Here is a 14,960-nt window from a genome sequence, read left to right as displayed (position 1 = left end):
CCGGCCACAGCGCCTGTTGCTGACAGGCAGGAACGGCCGCAGCCGTTCCCACTCGGCATCACTCAGATCACCCCGCCCCATGCCCACATCAACGACCCAGGCGCAAGGCAGTCACATGATCGACCGGACAAGTCCTAGGTTCTCGCCGGCTCGGGCATCGTTCGATCAAGGTCACGGTGGGACCGGTGCGGCCACCTCGCGCAGGACGGCCGGGAACGCTGCCGTCAGGTGGCCGAGGCGGCCGTGGCACCGCACATGCTCACAGCAGGCCGAACGACCTCAGAACCCGGCGCTGAGGCGGTGTCGGACGAGCGGGCCAGTAGAGATAGCAGACCCCGCCCGTACCACTCCTGACCTTGCCGTTCGCGTCGTAGCGCTTGGTGCGCAGCCAGATGTTCTCCAAATGGGAGGGCGCCGTTTACCACACGGCGCTCTCCCGCACAAACATGCAGGTCAGAGGCGCGGGCCACGTAAGGCAAATCGAGCGAGAAGGCGCCGGTGCTGACCTGGTGCTGACTTCCGCTGGCGTCCGTTCCGGTCCGTTCGGGTGCGTCGTGCTGGATCGGTGCTGACTTTGTGCCCCCTCGTCGCCACGCAGACCTCCACCCGCTTGGTGCGGCCGCCATTCCTCACTACTGTCCTCGCGAGCAGCCGAAGCAAGCGTAAAGGAATGACCTGTGAGTGAACCGATGTGGGACGTCAGGACGCTTGCCACCTATCTCGGGAAGCCGGCTTCTTGGGTGTACGACAACCACATCAAGGAAGAAGTGCCGAGCTTCCGCGTTGGCCAACAGCTTCGTTTCTCTCCAGCAGAGATTCAGCGATGGCTGGAAGAGCGATGCCGAATGGTCGCATGAACGTGAAGCGCAAAGAGACCGCCTGCGGTGGTCTCGCCGTGAACATCATCGAGTGCCGAGTCGAGGCCCTGACCACGCTTTGTGCCTTTCAGTGACGCTGCCAGAGCCTCCTCTGCTTACATGGCGGAAAGCCCTTCGGATCTCCCTGGGTAGACGTGAAAGTCCCTGAAAAGCCCCGGGATGCCCAAGGGACCCGGGCGCTTGACACTTATGAGGGGTCACTCACTCGAGTGAACCAGCACGGCATTCCATTGGCGTCGGATCTGGGTCTGTAGCATGCCGATCAATCGCTCACAGCCCGCCGGCGATCGATGGACAGCCGCTCTGGGCAACGAACCGGAGACGCCCTGGGTGCCCCTCCAACCAGTAGTGGCCATTCTCTCCTGGAGGACAGGCCACTGTCGTATACCCCCACCCTGCAATGGCTTCCCGGCAGGGCCAGGCCTCGCAAGGATGTACTACGGGAGTGCGAGGCAGAGGTAGCCGAAAATGCGTGGGTACATCCCGAGAGTGCTCTGGGGCTTCCTAATTCCGGATCTGACCCGCGCGTTCCGGTGGCGTGTTCAGCTCGACTGCGGATGCATCCCAGAGGTCCTCACCCGCGGAGACGGAACCCCGCCGTACGAGGTGCAGCGGAAGGAACACGTACACGACTCACGGCTGCCTCCTGGGCAGATGATCTGCTGGCACGATGACTCCCCTCCAGCTCCATATCGCATGATCGCCGAGTGGGGCGAGCGGAAGGAGGCGACGCTTCCAGGCGACCCACTGGAACCACCGGATGGCGTTGATCCGAAGGTGTGGGCACTCATCTGGCACGATGAGCCGCACACTTCTGCCTTCTGGAAGGTCGCCCTGACTTGCGGCCACGCGGATGAGGTCGTCGCCCCGAGCCTCGATTGGACCCCTGTCTCGGGGCTCCACCGAGCACCGCCGCACAGAGTGCTGCAGATGTCCGCCGAGTTCGAGGAGGCCTGGCGCACGAACCCGGAACTTCAGACTGAGCGGGAGCGAGAACACACGCAACGGATGCTTGCAGACGGCTGGCCGACGCCGCAGCCGGAGCGGCTGTGCTACTCCTGCCCTCAAGTACGAGTGATCACCGCCTACGAGCGCGTCGGATGGCTTGTCCCCGGCAGAAGAAGGCTGAGAAGTCAGAGGGGAGCACGCCTCCACCGTCGCGGTCCGCCTTGGAGCGAAGGTTGCAACGAGCCGAAGCCACGGCCAAACGGCTCCGCGCTGAGCTGGATCAAATTGAGTAGGTAAACCCAACCTGGGCCCCGTTGCGGTTCGGGAGGCGGTCGCCTTATCCCGAGCCGCCAAAGGGCCCGTCGCATGTGGGACTGCGGTTCGGTGTGTAGGTTGTTCAGCTTTCTTCGAAGCCGCTGTCCTCGAACTTCAACTGGACAGCATTCTCGCGGACGGTTCGTACCTGCTGCTCGGTGAAACCGTCGGCGGTGGTTGCGGTGATCTCGATGCGAACCTCCAGCTGGACGCCGTCGGCCGCTTCAAGGTGTGCCAGGACTTCCTGCTGAATGCTGGCGAAGTCGGCCGCAGGTCGGTTGGGGTTGAGGGTCTTGACGCCCCAGAACCTCTGCGGGACGTTCTTGGCCGTCGGCGTCGAAGGCTGTGAGCTGGCGCCCGGCAGAGGAGTGATGACGCTGGGCTGCGGGGTGCGTTCTTCGCTATTGCTGGTGTCTTCCGCCGGGATCTCCGGGGCACTCGGCGGGGTGGCGACGACCCGCGCACGCTGGGCGACCGCTCGTGCCGGCTGGACGAGAAGCATGTCGTCGCTGACGAACCCGGGCTCGGGCTTGTCACCGTGAATCCACAGGTTTTGGTAGTCGCCGGTGGCCTCGTCGTAGCTATCGGCGAGCGCGAAGGCGTCCTGCTGCCACAGGAGAACGTCCGCAGCGCTGAGCACAGCCTGCTCAAGCACCTGTCGGTTGGGCAGACGCTTCAGGTACGGGTACTGGGTGTACCAGGACCACAGGTCGCCGAACCGCACGTGCCCCTTGCTCCAGGCGTTGGCCAGCGAGCTTTCGAGAGCCATACGTACGAGCGTGGCGCCGAGCACAGGGGTGATCCACCCCTTAGCCTTGAGCGCCGCGGTGACGCGCTCGGCCAGGGAGCCCCCGTCCTTGGCAACACGGGTGAAGGAGATGGTCGGCTTCTGGCCGGGCAGCTCGGTCGGGATCAGCGCGGCGGTGAAGGCGGCACGGACACGGTCGTTGACGGCCGCGTCCAACTGGCGCGCGCGGGTGATGGACTGTTTGCGCTGCTGGGCGCTGAGCTCGAGTTCGTCAGCCTCGTCGGCAATCGACTGCCAGGCCCGGTACTCGCGTACCACTCCGTCGAGTTCAGGGTAGGTTTCACGATCGGCGGCGACCATGACCAGCATGTTGCGCCGCTGCCGCTGCCCGTTGCCGGCCTCCCGCAGGAGACGCTCGGCGAAGTCAGCGGCGGTGGACGCGTCCTTGCCCCAGGTGAACTTCGGGTGCATCACTACGAGCTTAAGAACCTCGGAATCAGGGATGTCCCCCGTGTCGAGAGGCGCAGCGTACGCAGCGCCGAAGGAAGCCTTGGGCCCCTTCGCCACGATCTTGAGACGTTCGACGATCGTGGCGTGCACGTCAGCCTCGCTGTAGCCAGCAGCCCGGTCGGCTGCCACCCGGGAGACGGAAGCAGCAAGGTCGTACCAGGAGCGATCGCCGTCTTCGTAGAAGTACGTGGCACGCTGTCCCAGCAATGCGCGGGCGTCACCGATGTGGTTGATGACGTCGCCGGGTACTGCGGCGCCCAGGCGGAGCTGCTGGATGTCCACGCCCTTGTGCGCCGAGCGCAGCGTCGGAACTGTCGCAATGAAGACCGACCGGGCGACACGCCTGGTGAGTGCTCGCTGGCCGAACGATGGACGCTCGCGGTCGATCTGAACCGGAGTAGCACCCTCGCCGTCGACGTCCTTGTCGACGACCGGCTTCCAGTTGTCATCCAGGTACTTGGTGATCTCACTGAAGACCTGAGTGTCATGCACAGGCACCGCACCGGGCGTAATGAGTGGAGTGGTGTCACCCTCGGCCCACAACGAGTTGATGACCACACTCATCAGACGCAGCACACCGCGGGTGCGCTGGAACTTCGGCAGCGTCGACCAGTCCTCGTAGAGCCGGTCAAACAACTCGGGATGGATCGGGTAGGCCGCCCGGATCCGCTGCTCGTACTCGCCTGTGGTCGTCTCGCGCGGGAAGAACCCGGTGTTCTCCTGGTAGTACTTCACGTATTGCTTGGCGACCGCGGAGATGTCAGCCAATGCCACGGCATCGGGTTCTTCGAACAGGCGCCGGCGCACGATCTCGAAGGACTCAATGTTGTTGGCCGGCCGCCAGTCGTCGGCATTGCGGCCGATGGTGTGCTGCAGGGTCTCCAAAGCGACGTGCCCGTTGGGGCCACCCACCTCCAGCGCCGAGCCGCCGCCTCCGTTGTCCAGGGAGTCGGAAGCCGGGATGGAGACCACGAGCATGACGCCCGGGATGGACTTGGCCATCTCGGTCAGGTGCTGGGCGAAGGTGTGCTGCGTGGCGAACGATCCGCCGGGAAGGTCGTCGCGGCCCACGAGCTGGCGGGCATAGGCCACCCACTCGTCGATCAAGATCAGCACGCTCTTGCCGCCGGCAACGACGTCACGCACGACGGCGTCAAGGGCGTCACCCGGATCGGTCCCAGTCGTATCAGCCATCGCGACACGGTCGTACGCCGCGCGGCCTCCGAGCTGCCAGGCCAGCTCCCCCCAGATCGTGCGCACCTGCGTGCCGTCGTCCTTGACGATCGGCTGGCTCGGAGAGAGTTTCGTACCCACCAACGTGACCCGCTGAACGTGCAGCGCCCTCAGAGGGTCGCCCTCAGCCGCGGGCAGGGAGGCATGCACGACATCCTGTACGGCCTGAGGCAGCGCGTTTGTGGCCAGTCCCTCGGAGAACAGGTGATACAGAGCGAGCATCGAGTGCGTCTTACCGCCACCGAACTGGGTCTGCAGATTTATCACCGGGCTCGCCCCGGCGTCCCCGGAGAGGCGCTTGAGCGCACGGGTCAGCAAGTCAGACAGACCGCTGGTGAGATAGGTACGAGAGAAGAATTCAGCAGGGTTCAGATACTCCGGGGCAGCGGTGTGCCCATGGGCCACGGCGTACAGATCGGCAGCGAACTCTGCGGCGGAGAACTGCCCACGGATCACGTCGGCGTGCGGCCGGATGACCTCACGCCACGGCTTGATCGCAGTACCAGCCTGCATTCCGGCTACCTTGACCGCCTGCGCCTCGCGCATCAGCCGGTTGCGGGTCTGCTTCTCGAAGACCTCCCGCTGGTGCTCCATGCGCATCTTCGCGACCGCATCAGCCTCGTCCCCGGCACCGATCACGGTAAGCAGACGCTCGATCGTGTCCAGTGCGCGGTAGGTGTCGTCCGAGGAAAACTTCTGCCCGTGGTGAGCCGCGTTCGCGGTCTCCCGCAGCTCAGAGGCCAACGCGGACTGCGGGCGCGAAAGGTCCTTCTCGAAGACCTTCCACCTCTCCGTGACAATGCGCAGCAGGAACCGCACATCGTCCCGCGAGTATGCCTTGGCCGTGCCGAACTTAGCCACGTCCTCAGCGGCAATCAGCTCGACCCAGTCCTTGCCGGCCGGAGCCTGTGCGGACATACGCATGTCGACCCACGGCCGCATGCCCTCCAGTAGCTGGTCGAAGCTGCGCAGTACCTTCTCATTGTTCGTCAGCGCCATCAGATCTCCTCCCCAAAGAGCATCTCGGCCACAGCGGCCGGGCGAATCGTGGTCGACGTGGCCGAGACATCGGCCCACGCGCCGCCGAGCCCATTGAACAGGCCGGCGGTCGACGAGTCCTGAGACTCCATCAGCTCGTACAGGCGCGTGGCCAGGCGGTTGACCTCATCCAGCTCCACCCTGCCCTTGACCTCGGCCATCAGCCTGGCGGCCTCTTCACGCCCCTCGGTCGCGTACGCACGTGCCAGGTGGCAGGTGACCTCCCACAGCGACAGCCGGTCGTCATGGGCCGGATGCCACCGGGAGTCGAGGTCCTGCGGCTTGATCAGGGCGACCTTGCCAGCGCCGGAGGTGAGGGTTCCGCCTCGGGCGATCCCGTCAACAGACAAGCCCAACGGCACGGCCAGCGACTCGGCGTCACCGTAGGGGCGCGTGTCCCAGCCGTATGAACGGAACCAGTCCAGGCAGAACCGAGTGCCGGCGTCGAGCTCGGCGTCGTGCTCGTTCTGGAGGGAGTCGAAGGTCTGATTGATCAGTGCTAGCGCGGTCTTCACGGACATCGCGGAACCGTCGTCTTCCAGCACGCGGGAGAAGCGAGAGAACACCGCCATCCCCGGCCCCAGGATCGTCTGCCGTAGGTCCGCCGGAGCGATCGCACCCTCGCGAATCTTAGGAAGGGCAGCTTCCAATTCATCATGTAGAGCGACAAGGAAACCGGTGCGATCGGTCGCAGACGCCCCCTTCTCTCGGGGCCTCAAAGCCAGCACAATAGATGAAGCAAGTGCATTCATACCGACGGACATCATGCGGTTTGGAAGTTCGGATCTCACGGGCCAAGTTGCAGTGATGGTCCAACCAGAGCGAATCATGCCATCAAGGAACGTAGACCACCCTGTGCTCGCGACCCCCTCCTTTTCTAGCTCCGCCTGCTTAAACGCATAGAAGACGGAGATGGGGTATTCATGAGATGCCGACTGGCGCGCACGCGAGAAGACGTGTTCAAACCCCTTCTCGAAAAAGGCCTCCGCTTCCTCCTTCCCGCCATGACGGTATGGATTGGCTACGAGCTCCTCCGCCTTAGGGACGAGCATTGTCCCGAAGAGGTTCGAATGAACACTCCGGAGAGACCTCCGAAGCCAGACGTAGAAGAAGTCGGAAAGATCCGAGTATCCAATGTTATCGTAATACGGGGGGTCCGTTGAGATAAGGAGGTTGTCGTATGTGCGACTAGCGGCATCCGCCTGCCCCGCGGCACCGACGACTCGCGCGGCAGACATGCCGTCAAGGACCTCAGCTTCGGAGGCGAGTACTGCAGTAAATCCGCCGCCGTATTCTTCAAGTGGCGGCGCTTCGGCGAAATCCCAAGTCATCGGGATCGCCTGCCGCTGGAACGACCCACGAAGCCGATTCATCCGAGCTTCCCAAGTGCACATGGTGTTATTACGCGCAGCAAGCTTACTGAGGGCGAAAGCAAGATACGTGGCTACCGCATCCGCATAGGCTTCAACACCTGTGCCACCATCGCTAAGCGGAACCCCACGACTACCCCCAGCCGCAACACCGTCGGAGATAACGCGCTCTCGAGCTTCACCAATGAGATCGCCAAATGTGGTCAGCGCGACAAGTTGCCGATTGGTGAAGAGGTCTGCGAAATCCGTCATCCCATAGATCGGGGCTTTAATGTCGCGGGGATAATGCCCCAGCTCCCCATGCGGAATCTCTTCTGGGCGTTCCACGCTTGCCGCATCAACATGAACAGCATCAGGCTGAACATAGATGCGACGCCGGTCCTTTTCTGCGACTACAGCAACCAGTTGCTGACCAATGCGTTTTGCGCGCCCCTCGGCTCGAATGTACTTGAGTTCGACAGCACTGCCGCACCCTACGCAGTGTGCGCCCTTGCGGCCGACCGTCCCGCTATCCGTATTGTCGGGGGCAATCGCAGGGTCGTGTTCGATCCGGAAATCAACACGTCGACCTCCGGGTGAGGCGTAATCATCGGTCAAGACAGGAACGGCATAGGCCTCCATTCCCTTCTTCTTACCGAGCCACCATGATCCCATCAAGGGCATCCGAATACCGCACGCAGGGTTCGGGCAAATGACGGTACGCGCCCACACCCATGCGATTGCGGTAGCCTTTACCGATCTCCCCGTTGGTTGCCTGTCCGGCCCGATGACGGGAACGGTTGCCTGCGGGTAAAGGTGGCCAATGCGCTCCTGAGCGCGGTCACGCATCCACGCACCGTACCGACGAACGTCCTCCGCCAGGCCTGTGGCACGGGGCCAAGGCCCCAACCGACTCTCGGCAGCCCCCGGGAAGACGGGTGGCCGCCCCGCAAACTTCGGCGGGATCTCGATGAGGGCCTTGTTGATCAGTACAGGTACCGGGTTGAGGTCGCTGGCATGAGCCTCCAAGCCCAGGCGCTGGGCCTCCAGTGGGATCGTTCCGCCGCCCGCGAACGGGTCCAGGATTGCCGGCGGATTCCCTCCCGTGCTCTTGAGGATTTCCTCGCGGGCTTCTCGATACAGGCCCTCGTCGTTGACGTTCTCCCAGGCCACCAGCCGTCGGATGATCCCATGCAGACGCTCGCGCTCCTTCTTCTGCTCCTCCTCTGTGGGGAACAGCTCCGGGTGCGAGGACGGGTCATCGACAAGTTGGGCGAACAACACAGCCCGGGCCGCAGCCAGGGGCCGGCGGGCCCACCACAAGTGCAGCGTGGAGGGATGCCCATGTCGGATCGACTTCTCACGGGCCGACTCGGCGTTGATGTCCTCCAACGGGAGGGAGACCTCGATGAGCTTGCGTCGAGGGACAGAGCCTGTGGGCATTCCGGGCTGCACTACGGTGTTCACCTGCTCACTTTAGATTCCGAGACGCTCGAACTGTGCCTCGGGTGGTGTTCGAGCGGAAGAAACGTGTGGATCTTGTGTGTCAGAGGGGATCGACCCCACGGTCCCACTCCGCTTTCCACTTGCGGCGCAGGTCGTCGACGTACTTGTCCAGGACGAGGTCCGCGAAGGGGTTGAGCACGTAGCGAACCTGGTCGTTCGACCCGTCGGGGGTGTCGGGGTCGACAGCGACGAGAGCGAGCCGATAGTCGGGCTCCGCGTTCTTGGCGTAGCCGACTTCACTAGTGGTGACGGTGAAGTTGTCGGCGCCCAGTACCCGTCCCTTGACCTCGATGAAGATCAGGTGGCCGTCAGACTTAAGGGATCGGATGTCGAACCCCTTGTTGGAGTGCGCCATCTCCTCGGGCTCCCGGCCCAGCCGACGCTCGGCGGCCAGAACCGCGTCCACGGCCCGACGCTCGGTGACGGTGGTGTCCAGGGCGAAGCTGCCGGGTGTGTTCTGTTCGCTGGCGGCTCCTGGGATGACCGTGGCCGGCAGGACGAGCGCAACGCTGATGATCTGTGGCGGACGCACATTGATCTGAGCTTCGAGGTCGAGCTCGGCCTGGCGGCGCTCGAGCCGGGCTTCCAGCGATCGAGCACGGTCACGTGCGGTGGCCGGCGAGATCCGGATCTTCTTGCCCGATGCCTGCGCCTCAGCAAGCTTGATGGACTCGCCGTCCCAATAGTTCATCTGAGCCAGCAGCCGCTGACGTACGAGCTTTCGAGTGCGCTCGACGGCCGGGACGACGCGAGCAACGATCTCGGCTCGGTGCTCGGGTAGGCCGTGCTGGATCGCCCAGTTCTGGGCGATCTTCTCCACGCCATCGGCGAGCCAGACCGAGGACAGCTCAGAGTGGATGGCGAGAGCCAGCGCGGTGCGCTGTTCAAGGTTTAGTTCTGTCGGCAGGGACAGGTCAAGGTACGGGGCCGGACCTGCGGGATGTGCGGTTCCGTCGGACAGCACCGACACATACTCGAACCTCTTGCTAACCGCAGTGCCGCGCCCGTCCGAGAGCTCCTCCAGCAGGGCGAAGACAAGCTGCGGAGTAGTGACGGTCCGGTCCAGGAAAGTGGCTCCGCGGGTGAGGGCTTCGCCGTACCTGTTCAGGATCTCGGTGGTGACCGCGTCCATTAGCGGATGACCCGGGGCTATGAGCTCTGCGTCCGGGCGGCCTGGTACCACGACGGCCGAGGGTTCGAAGGTGATGCGTGCGTAACGCGGGCTGATGGTACGCCGCCCTTCGCGCAGTGCTGCCGGCACCTGGGTGAGCTCGAACCGGTCCTTCTCCCGCTTGGACGCCCGGCCGCCCAAGGCACGCAGGGACTCCATGACGAATGCCTGCACAAAGTGGGGCTGCAGCCGCCGGGCGCGGGCTTCGTCCATCTGGCGCCGCAGCTCGGCGAGCTCTTCCACCCCTATCTCCGGGGTGGCCAAGGCACGTTCCCTGATCAACTCCTGCAGGCCATCCGCTACGGACCTGTCGATGACTTGGTCCAGGTAGGCCCGGACCTCGGGCTGCTCGCCGTAGCGGATGGCTCGCATGAGCAGCTCGCGCAGCGGCTCGTCTGCGAAGGCGTTCTCCCCCAGGACGTCGAAGACCTTGCCACCGTAGGCGCGGCGCTGCTGTTCGATCTTGGTCAGCAGGCGCTGGAAGACCTGGCCCTCCCTGGTCTCTGAGGCCACCAGATTCCACAGCCGACAGACCTCGCGCTGGCCGATTCGGTGGATACGCCCGAAGCGCTGCTCGATCCGATTGGGGTTCCAGGGAAGGTCATAGTTGACCATCAGATGCGCGGCCTGAAGGTTCAGTCCTTCCCCGGCGGCGTCCGTCGCGATCAGGACATGACAGCGCGGGTCGTTGGTGAATTTGGTGCGGATCTCCCGACGTGCTTGTCGCGCGGTGCCACCGTGGATGGTGCGAACAGCATCCTCATCGCCACCGAGGAGGGTAGTGATGCGGCCTGCGAGGTAGTCGAGGGTGTCGCGGTGCTCGGTGAAAACAATGATCTTGCGCGGGGCGTGCTGGGCACCGCTCAGGCCATCTTCACGGGCCTTGAGGACGAGGGAGCGCAGTTCCTGCCATTTGCGGTCCTCACCCGAGGCACGCACCTCCTGGGCGATCTCCTCCAGACGGGCCAGGACTGCGAGCTCGGCGTCCAGCTCGGCTGCGGAGCGCGCGGCAGTAGCGGCGTCCAGGACCTCGTTCTCCAGCTGCTCCAGTTCGGCAGCGCCCAGCTCGTCGGAGTCGAAGTCGTCCGGGTCGAACGACAGCGTCTCGGGCGGCGGAATGAACGGGCCCGTCAAGATCTGCGCACGGTGAGTGCGCAGGCGGGCGACTCGGCGACGAATCGACTGGTAGATCGCTTCAGGGCTGGAAGCGAGGCGTCGCTGCATGACTGTGAGCGCGAAGCCGACCGTGCGCCGCTTGCCGTCGGCCTGCTCGGCCCTGTTCATCTCTGTGCGTACGTACTCAGTGACCTCTTCATACAGGAGCATCTCCTGCGGGGAGAGGGTGTACTCGACCGTCTCAGCCACCCGCTCAGGGAAGAGGGGCTTACCCTCGAAGGTGAGCAGGTCCTCCTTGATCATCCGGCGCATCAGTCCGGTGGTATCTGTGGAGTGCACACCCTGGCGGTACTGGCCGTCGTATCGGTCGGGGTCCAGCAAGGCAAGGAACGTCTGAAAGTTGGCCTCCGACCCGGAATGCGGGGTCGCGGTCATGAGCAGGAAGTGTCGGGTGATCTTGCCGAGCAGCTGGCCCAGTTCGTAGCGACGGGTGCGTTTGAGTTCGTTGCCGAACCAGGACGCGCTCATGCGGTGAGCCTCGTCCACGACGATGAGGTCCCATTCCGACTGCGCGAGCATGGCCTGCCACTCTTCGTTGCGAGCCAGTTGATCCATGCGCGCGATCAGCATCGGGTTGTGGCGGAACGGGTCGCCGTCGCGGTCGGCTTCCGCAAGGTCTCGTGTCAAGATCGCCATCTCGATCCCGAACTTCTCCGCGAGTTCGGTCTGCCACTGCTCGACCAGCCCACCAGGGGCGACGATCAGGCAACGCTGCACGTCACCGCGCAGCAGCAGTTCCTTGAGATACAGGCCAGCCATGATTGTCTTCCCGGCACCCGGATCGTCCGCGAGCAGGAAGCGCAGGGAGCCGGCCTGGGCCAGCATGGAGCCATAAACGGCACGGATTTGGTGAGGCAGCGGGTCGATGTCGCTTGTTTCCACCGCCAGCATCGGGTCCGACAGGCCCGCGTGCTGCATGCGCAGCGCCTCGGCGGCCAGCCGGAACTGTCCGGGGTCGGCGTCGAACGACCACCGCGATTTCGGCGCCTCTGATTGCAGCGACGCGATGTCGCTAGGGAAGAGCACCTGATCGGACAGCTGCCCGAGGTCGTCCCGGATCGTCACTTGCAGGGCGGGGCCGATCTCTGTGACAGCCACGACAGTGACCGTCCCTGAGGACAGCCCGGTCAGGCGAACGCCCGGCTTGACGTCATCGGCGCGCATGGGCCCCTTCTCCATGACCAGGTGCCGAGCGGCCTCGGCGGATCAATCGTAACCAGGGAGGATGCGCTCACACCCCGCAATCCGATCATGACCGTCTCGTCGTTGAACAGACATCGAATTTGAGCCGCATCCTGGCAGCGACAAGGCGCAGAGGCCCCGAGGCCTAGTTTGGCCATGCTGAGACCATCGAGCGTGGTCTGACAACATGAGGCGGAGTAGGCGAGGGGGCACACGCGCCGCTTCGCGGAAGAGGCGACGGAGCTACTCGTCCTCGCCGCTCATCTCGCCGTCGAGGTCCTCGGGCGCGATGGTGCGCCGGTACTGCGGGTGGTCCTTGTCCATCTGGAGGGCCGCGTGGAGGGGGATCGGGTAGCGGGTGCGGTGTTTCCAGGCGAGGGCCTGGTGGCAGAGCCTGGCGGTCACCATCATCAGTTCTCGGCGGTGGTCAGTGTTCACGGTGATCGGGAAGATCTCGGTCGCGGTCATGGCGTAGTAGTTCGCCTTGATCTCGTTCTTACCCTTGTTCCACGGCAGTGCGCCGTAACGGGTCTTCTTCGAGCCCTGCCTGCCGGCACCGTTGCCGTCGAACTGGTGGGTGGTGTTGACCAGCAGCCAGGTGCACTGCTCGCCGAGGTCGGGGTCGATCCGGAAGACCTGTGTGGTGCGTTCCTTCGTCTTGATCTCGCTGTCGTCCTCGTCGGTGATGGTCACCTGCACCGGACGGGGGACCTCCTCGTCGGTGGTGTTGAGGCGAATCACGGCGATCGGCCGGTACCTGGGGGCGATGGTGGAACCCGGGAGCCAGGTGGTGTTGGGCTCGGGCGGCTGGCCCTGGGTCCTGTTGTTCAGGCCCTTCCACAGCCGCCGGCAGGCGACGCCGTCCACAGTCACCGTGTACGGGGTGCTGCCCAGGTAGTCGGCGAGGTCTTCCAGCGCCTGGTCGATGACCTTGGCGGTGCTGGAGTAGCCGGCGAAGTTGTCCATGAATTCCGTCATCTTCCCAGCCGGGTAATCGGCGGCGTGGAAGGCGGCTTCGGCCAGGTGGTACGGCCTCCAAGTGCGGTCGGTGTAGGACCACCCGTGGAGCGTCCACGCACCATCCGGCACGGTAGGTGGCTTGAGGACACTCGCGGAGACAGAGATCCTGGCGTCCCTCTCGCCCGGCCTGCGTGACTGCCTGCGGACATGAACGCCACAGTGCGCTACCCCGTCGGCGGGCAGCTCGCCGACGGGCTTGATCAGAACGCGGGAGATCCGCCGGTCGATGAACCCGAGATTGCGGTAGAGATCCATGAGGCAGGACAGACTCTGGTGGTCCATGCCGGTGGACTTGTCGATGCCGGTCTGGACAGCACTGTCGATGTACTGGACCACCAGACCCATCTTGGCGAGGATCCGGTGTGTCTGGTGCTTCGCGTCTTCGCTGTCCTTCGGCCTCGGCGGAGAGCCCTTCTTCCCGTCGCCGTACTCGGTTTCCGCCCAGACACCGACGATCTCTCCTGACGCCGCCTTCAAGGAGACCAGGTCGGCCGTGTGCGCGGTCCTGCCGGCCGCGGATCCGTGCTGGAGGAAGTCGGGAACGTGGTGGAATACGACGCTGACCCGGGCGCCGTGCAGCGTGACGCTCTTGCCTTCGGCGGGGTTGAGGCTGGCCGGATCGAGTCCGTAGGCGCGAGCGAGTGCGTTGATCATCCGCTGACGGATTTCATCGGTCGCCCACAGGCAGACGATGCGCAGGTGCTCGAGGCCCATGGCGTCCAGGGAGCGGGTGACGTCAAGCGGCTCCATGAGGACTTCGTCCTTCTTGGCCTGCTTGAAGTTGCCGCCCTCAAAGAAGCCATACAAGGGTTGGCAGTTGTCGCCGAGGGTGGTCTGGATGTGGTCGTACAGCCCCCGGTAGTAGTCCATCCCGACACCCGAGCCGACGGGGAAGTAGAAATTCTTGGCCATGATGGGCCGCACTGTGCCCAGTGGCCGCGGGGCAGACCTCTCCTCACCGTTCTCCTGGGCTTGCCGGCGGGCCAGCCTGTCGGCCTGAATCTGCCGGTCGACCTCGTGGAGGACGGAGCGGCCCATGCCGAGTCGGGAGAGAGCTTGCAGGGCGAGCCGGTTGACGTTGCGCAGGCGTCCCCGGCCGTCGAGTTCGACCTCGACCAGGGGCCGGTCCGCGCGGTCTTGCTCGGCAAGGACGGTGCGGGCGAATTCCATGGAACTGCTGATACGGGTCGCCGAGGCGGAGACGAGGATCAGGGGGTCCTTCACGTTGGGCCCGGTCTTCATCCGCAGCCGGACCCGCGGCAGGGAGAACCTGGTTCCGGTCTCATCCGGCCATGGATCGTCCCATGCGACGAGGCTGCCCGCCGTGTCAGGACGAAGCCGGACAGACAGGCCGTCGATCGCCCAGGGTTCGGCCGCGATCCGGCGGGCGAGATCCCAGGCGACTGTCTCGTAGACCCAGCCGGGGGCGTCGGGCTGCCCACTCGGCGAGTGCAGCAGGTAGTCAGCGAGCGCGCGCTGTTCCTGGGGGGTTGAGGCGAACTTCTCCGCGATGCTGACCGGCTGGTTCAGGTCGATGTCATCGACGTCTTCGCCCGTCGCCAGCCCGTACAGCAGGGTGAAAACGTCGCGGATCGTGTCGTCGTCGATGGGGTCGCGGCTGGCCAGGACGGCTCGTTTGGCATCGAGCCAGACGTACCCGCCGGTGAGTGCGCGAAGGGCCGTCGTCGCGACGGAGTGCGGGGCCTGGACCTCGTCCCGCCCGGCCCGTCGGCGGTAGGCATTGTCGAAGACACCCCACAGCTTGACGCCGGCCGGACCGCAGTCGCGGATGTGGACGGTGGTGTCCTTGAGAAGGCTGGGCGTGGCCCGGACGGCGAGGAGGTCGAGACGCTGGGTCGCCTTGGGCGGTCGGGAGGACATGGGGA

Annotated in this window: 5 protein-coding genes and 1 pseudogene; 1 reads left to right on the top strand and 5 read right to left on the bottom strand. The window is 64.7% G+C overall.

From position 1 onward, the window contains the following. Positions 1 to 259: 259 nt before the first annotated feature. Positions 260 to 400 (bottom strand): annotated as a pseudogene (locus ACFYY6_RS30900) (peptidase C39 family protein); the annotation flags it as partial. A 277-nt stretch (positions 401 to 677) separates the two neighbouring features. Here ACFYY6_RS30900 and ACFYY6_RS30895 point away from each other — a divergent pair. Beyond that, entirely contained in the window at positions 678 to 857 is a 180-nt protein-coding gene (locus tag ACFYY6_RS30895) for a helix-turn-helix domain-containing protein (protein WP_389196743.1), read from the top strand. A gap of 1,366 nt (positions 858 to 2,223) precedes the next feature. On the opposite strand, the gene ACFYY6_RS30890 is transcribed toward ACFYY6_RS30895, so the two are convergent. The 4 genes from ACFYY6_RS30890 to ACFYY6_RS30875 all read right to left on the bottom strand — a co-directional run bounded on the left by ACFYY6_RS30890 (position 2,224) and on the right by ACFYY6_RS30875 (position 14,955). Further along, entirely contained in the window at positions 2,224 to 5,631 is a 3,408-nt protein-coding gene (locus tag ACFYY6_RS30890; protein ID WP_389196741.1) for a Swt1 family HEPN domain-containing protein, read from the bottom strand. After that, positions 5,631 to 8,486, bottom strand: a complete 2,856-nt coding sequence (locus ACFYY6_RS30885) for a DUF1156 domain-containing protein (RefSeq protein WP_389196739.1) — start codon at positions 8,484 to 8,486, stop codon at positions 5,631 to 5,633. The genes ACFYY6_RS30890 and ACFYY6_RS30885 overlap by 1 nt, the downstream gene beginning before the upstream one ends. Positions 8,487 to 8,565: 79 nt before the next feature. Further along, the gene (locus ACFYY6_RS30880) at positions 8,566 to 12,036 is read right to left on the bottom strand and encodes a helicase-related protein (protein WP_389196737.1); all 3,471 of its coding nucleotides are present in this window, start codon (positions 12,034 to 12,036) and stop codon (positions 8,566 to 8,568) included. Between the two features lie 261 nt (positions 12,037 to 12,297). Beyond that, positions 12,298 to 14,955: an RNaseH domain-containing protein gene (locus tag ACFYY6_RS30875; RefSeq protein WP_389196735.1), complete on the bottom strand. Its 2,658-nt coding sequence runs from the start codon at positions 14,953 to 14,955 to the stop codon at positions 12,298 to 12,300. Between the last annotated feature and the right edge of the window lie 5 nt (positions 14,956 to 14,960).

Source organism: Streptomyces sp. NPDC001750, from assembly GCF_042892615.1.
Classification (GTDB): Bacteria; Actinomycetota; Actinomycetes; order Streptomycetales; family Streptomycetaceae; genus Streptomyces.
This window is presented reverse-complemented; position numbering and strand designations above follow the sequence as displayed.

Excerpts from the sequence above, each read along its gene's own strand:
- ACFYY6_RS30875 (WP_389196735.1), bottom strand. The coding sequence starts at position 14,955 with ATGTCCTCCCGACCGCCCAAGGCGACCCAGCGTCTCGACCTCCTCGCC.
- ACFYY6_RS30880 (WP_389196737.1), bottom strand. The coding sequence starts at position 12,036 with ATGCGCGCCGATGACGTCAAGCCGGGCGTTCGCCTGACCGGGCTGTCC.
- ACFYY6_RS30890 (WP_389196741.1), bottom strand. The coding sequence starts at position 5,631 with ATGGCGCTGACGAACAATGAGAAGGTACTGCGCAGCTTCGACCAGCTA.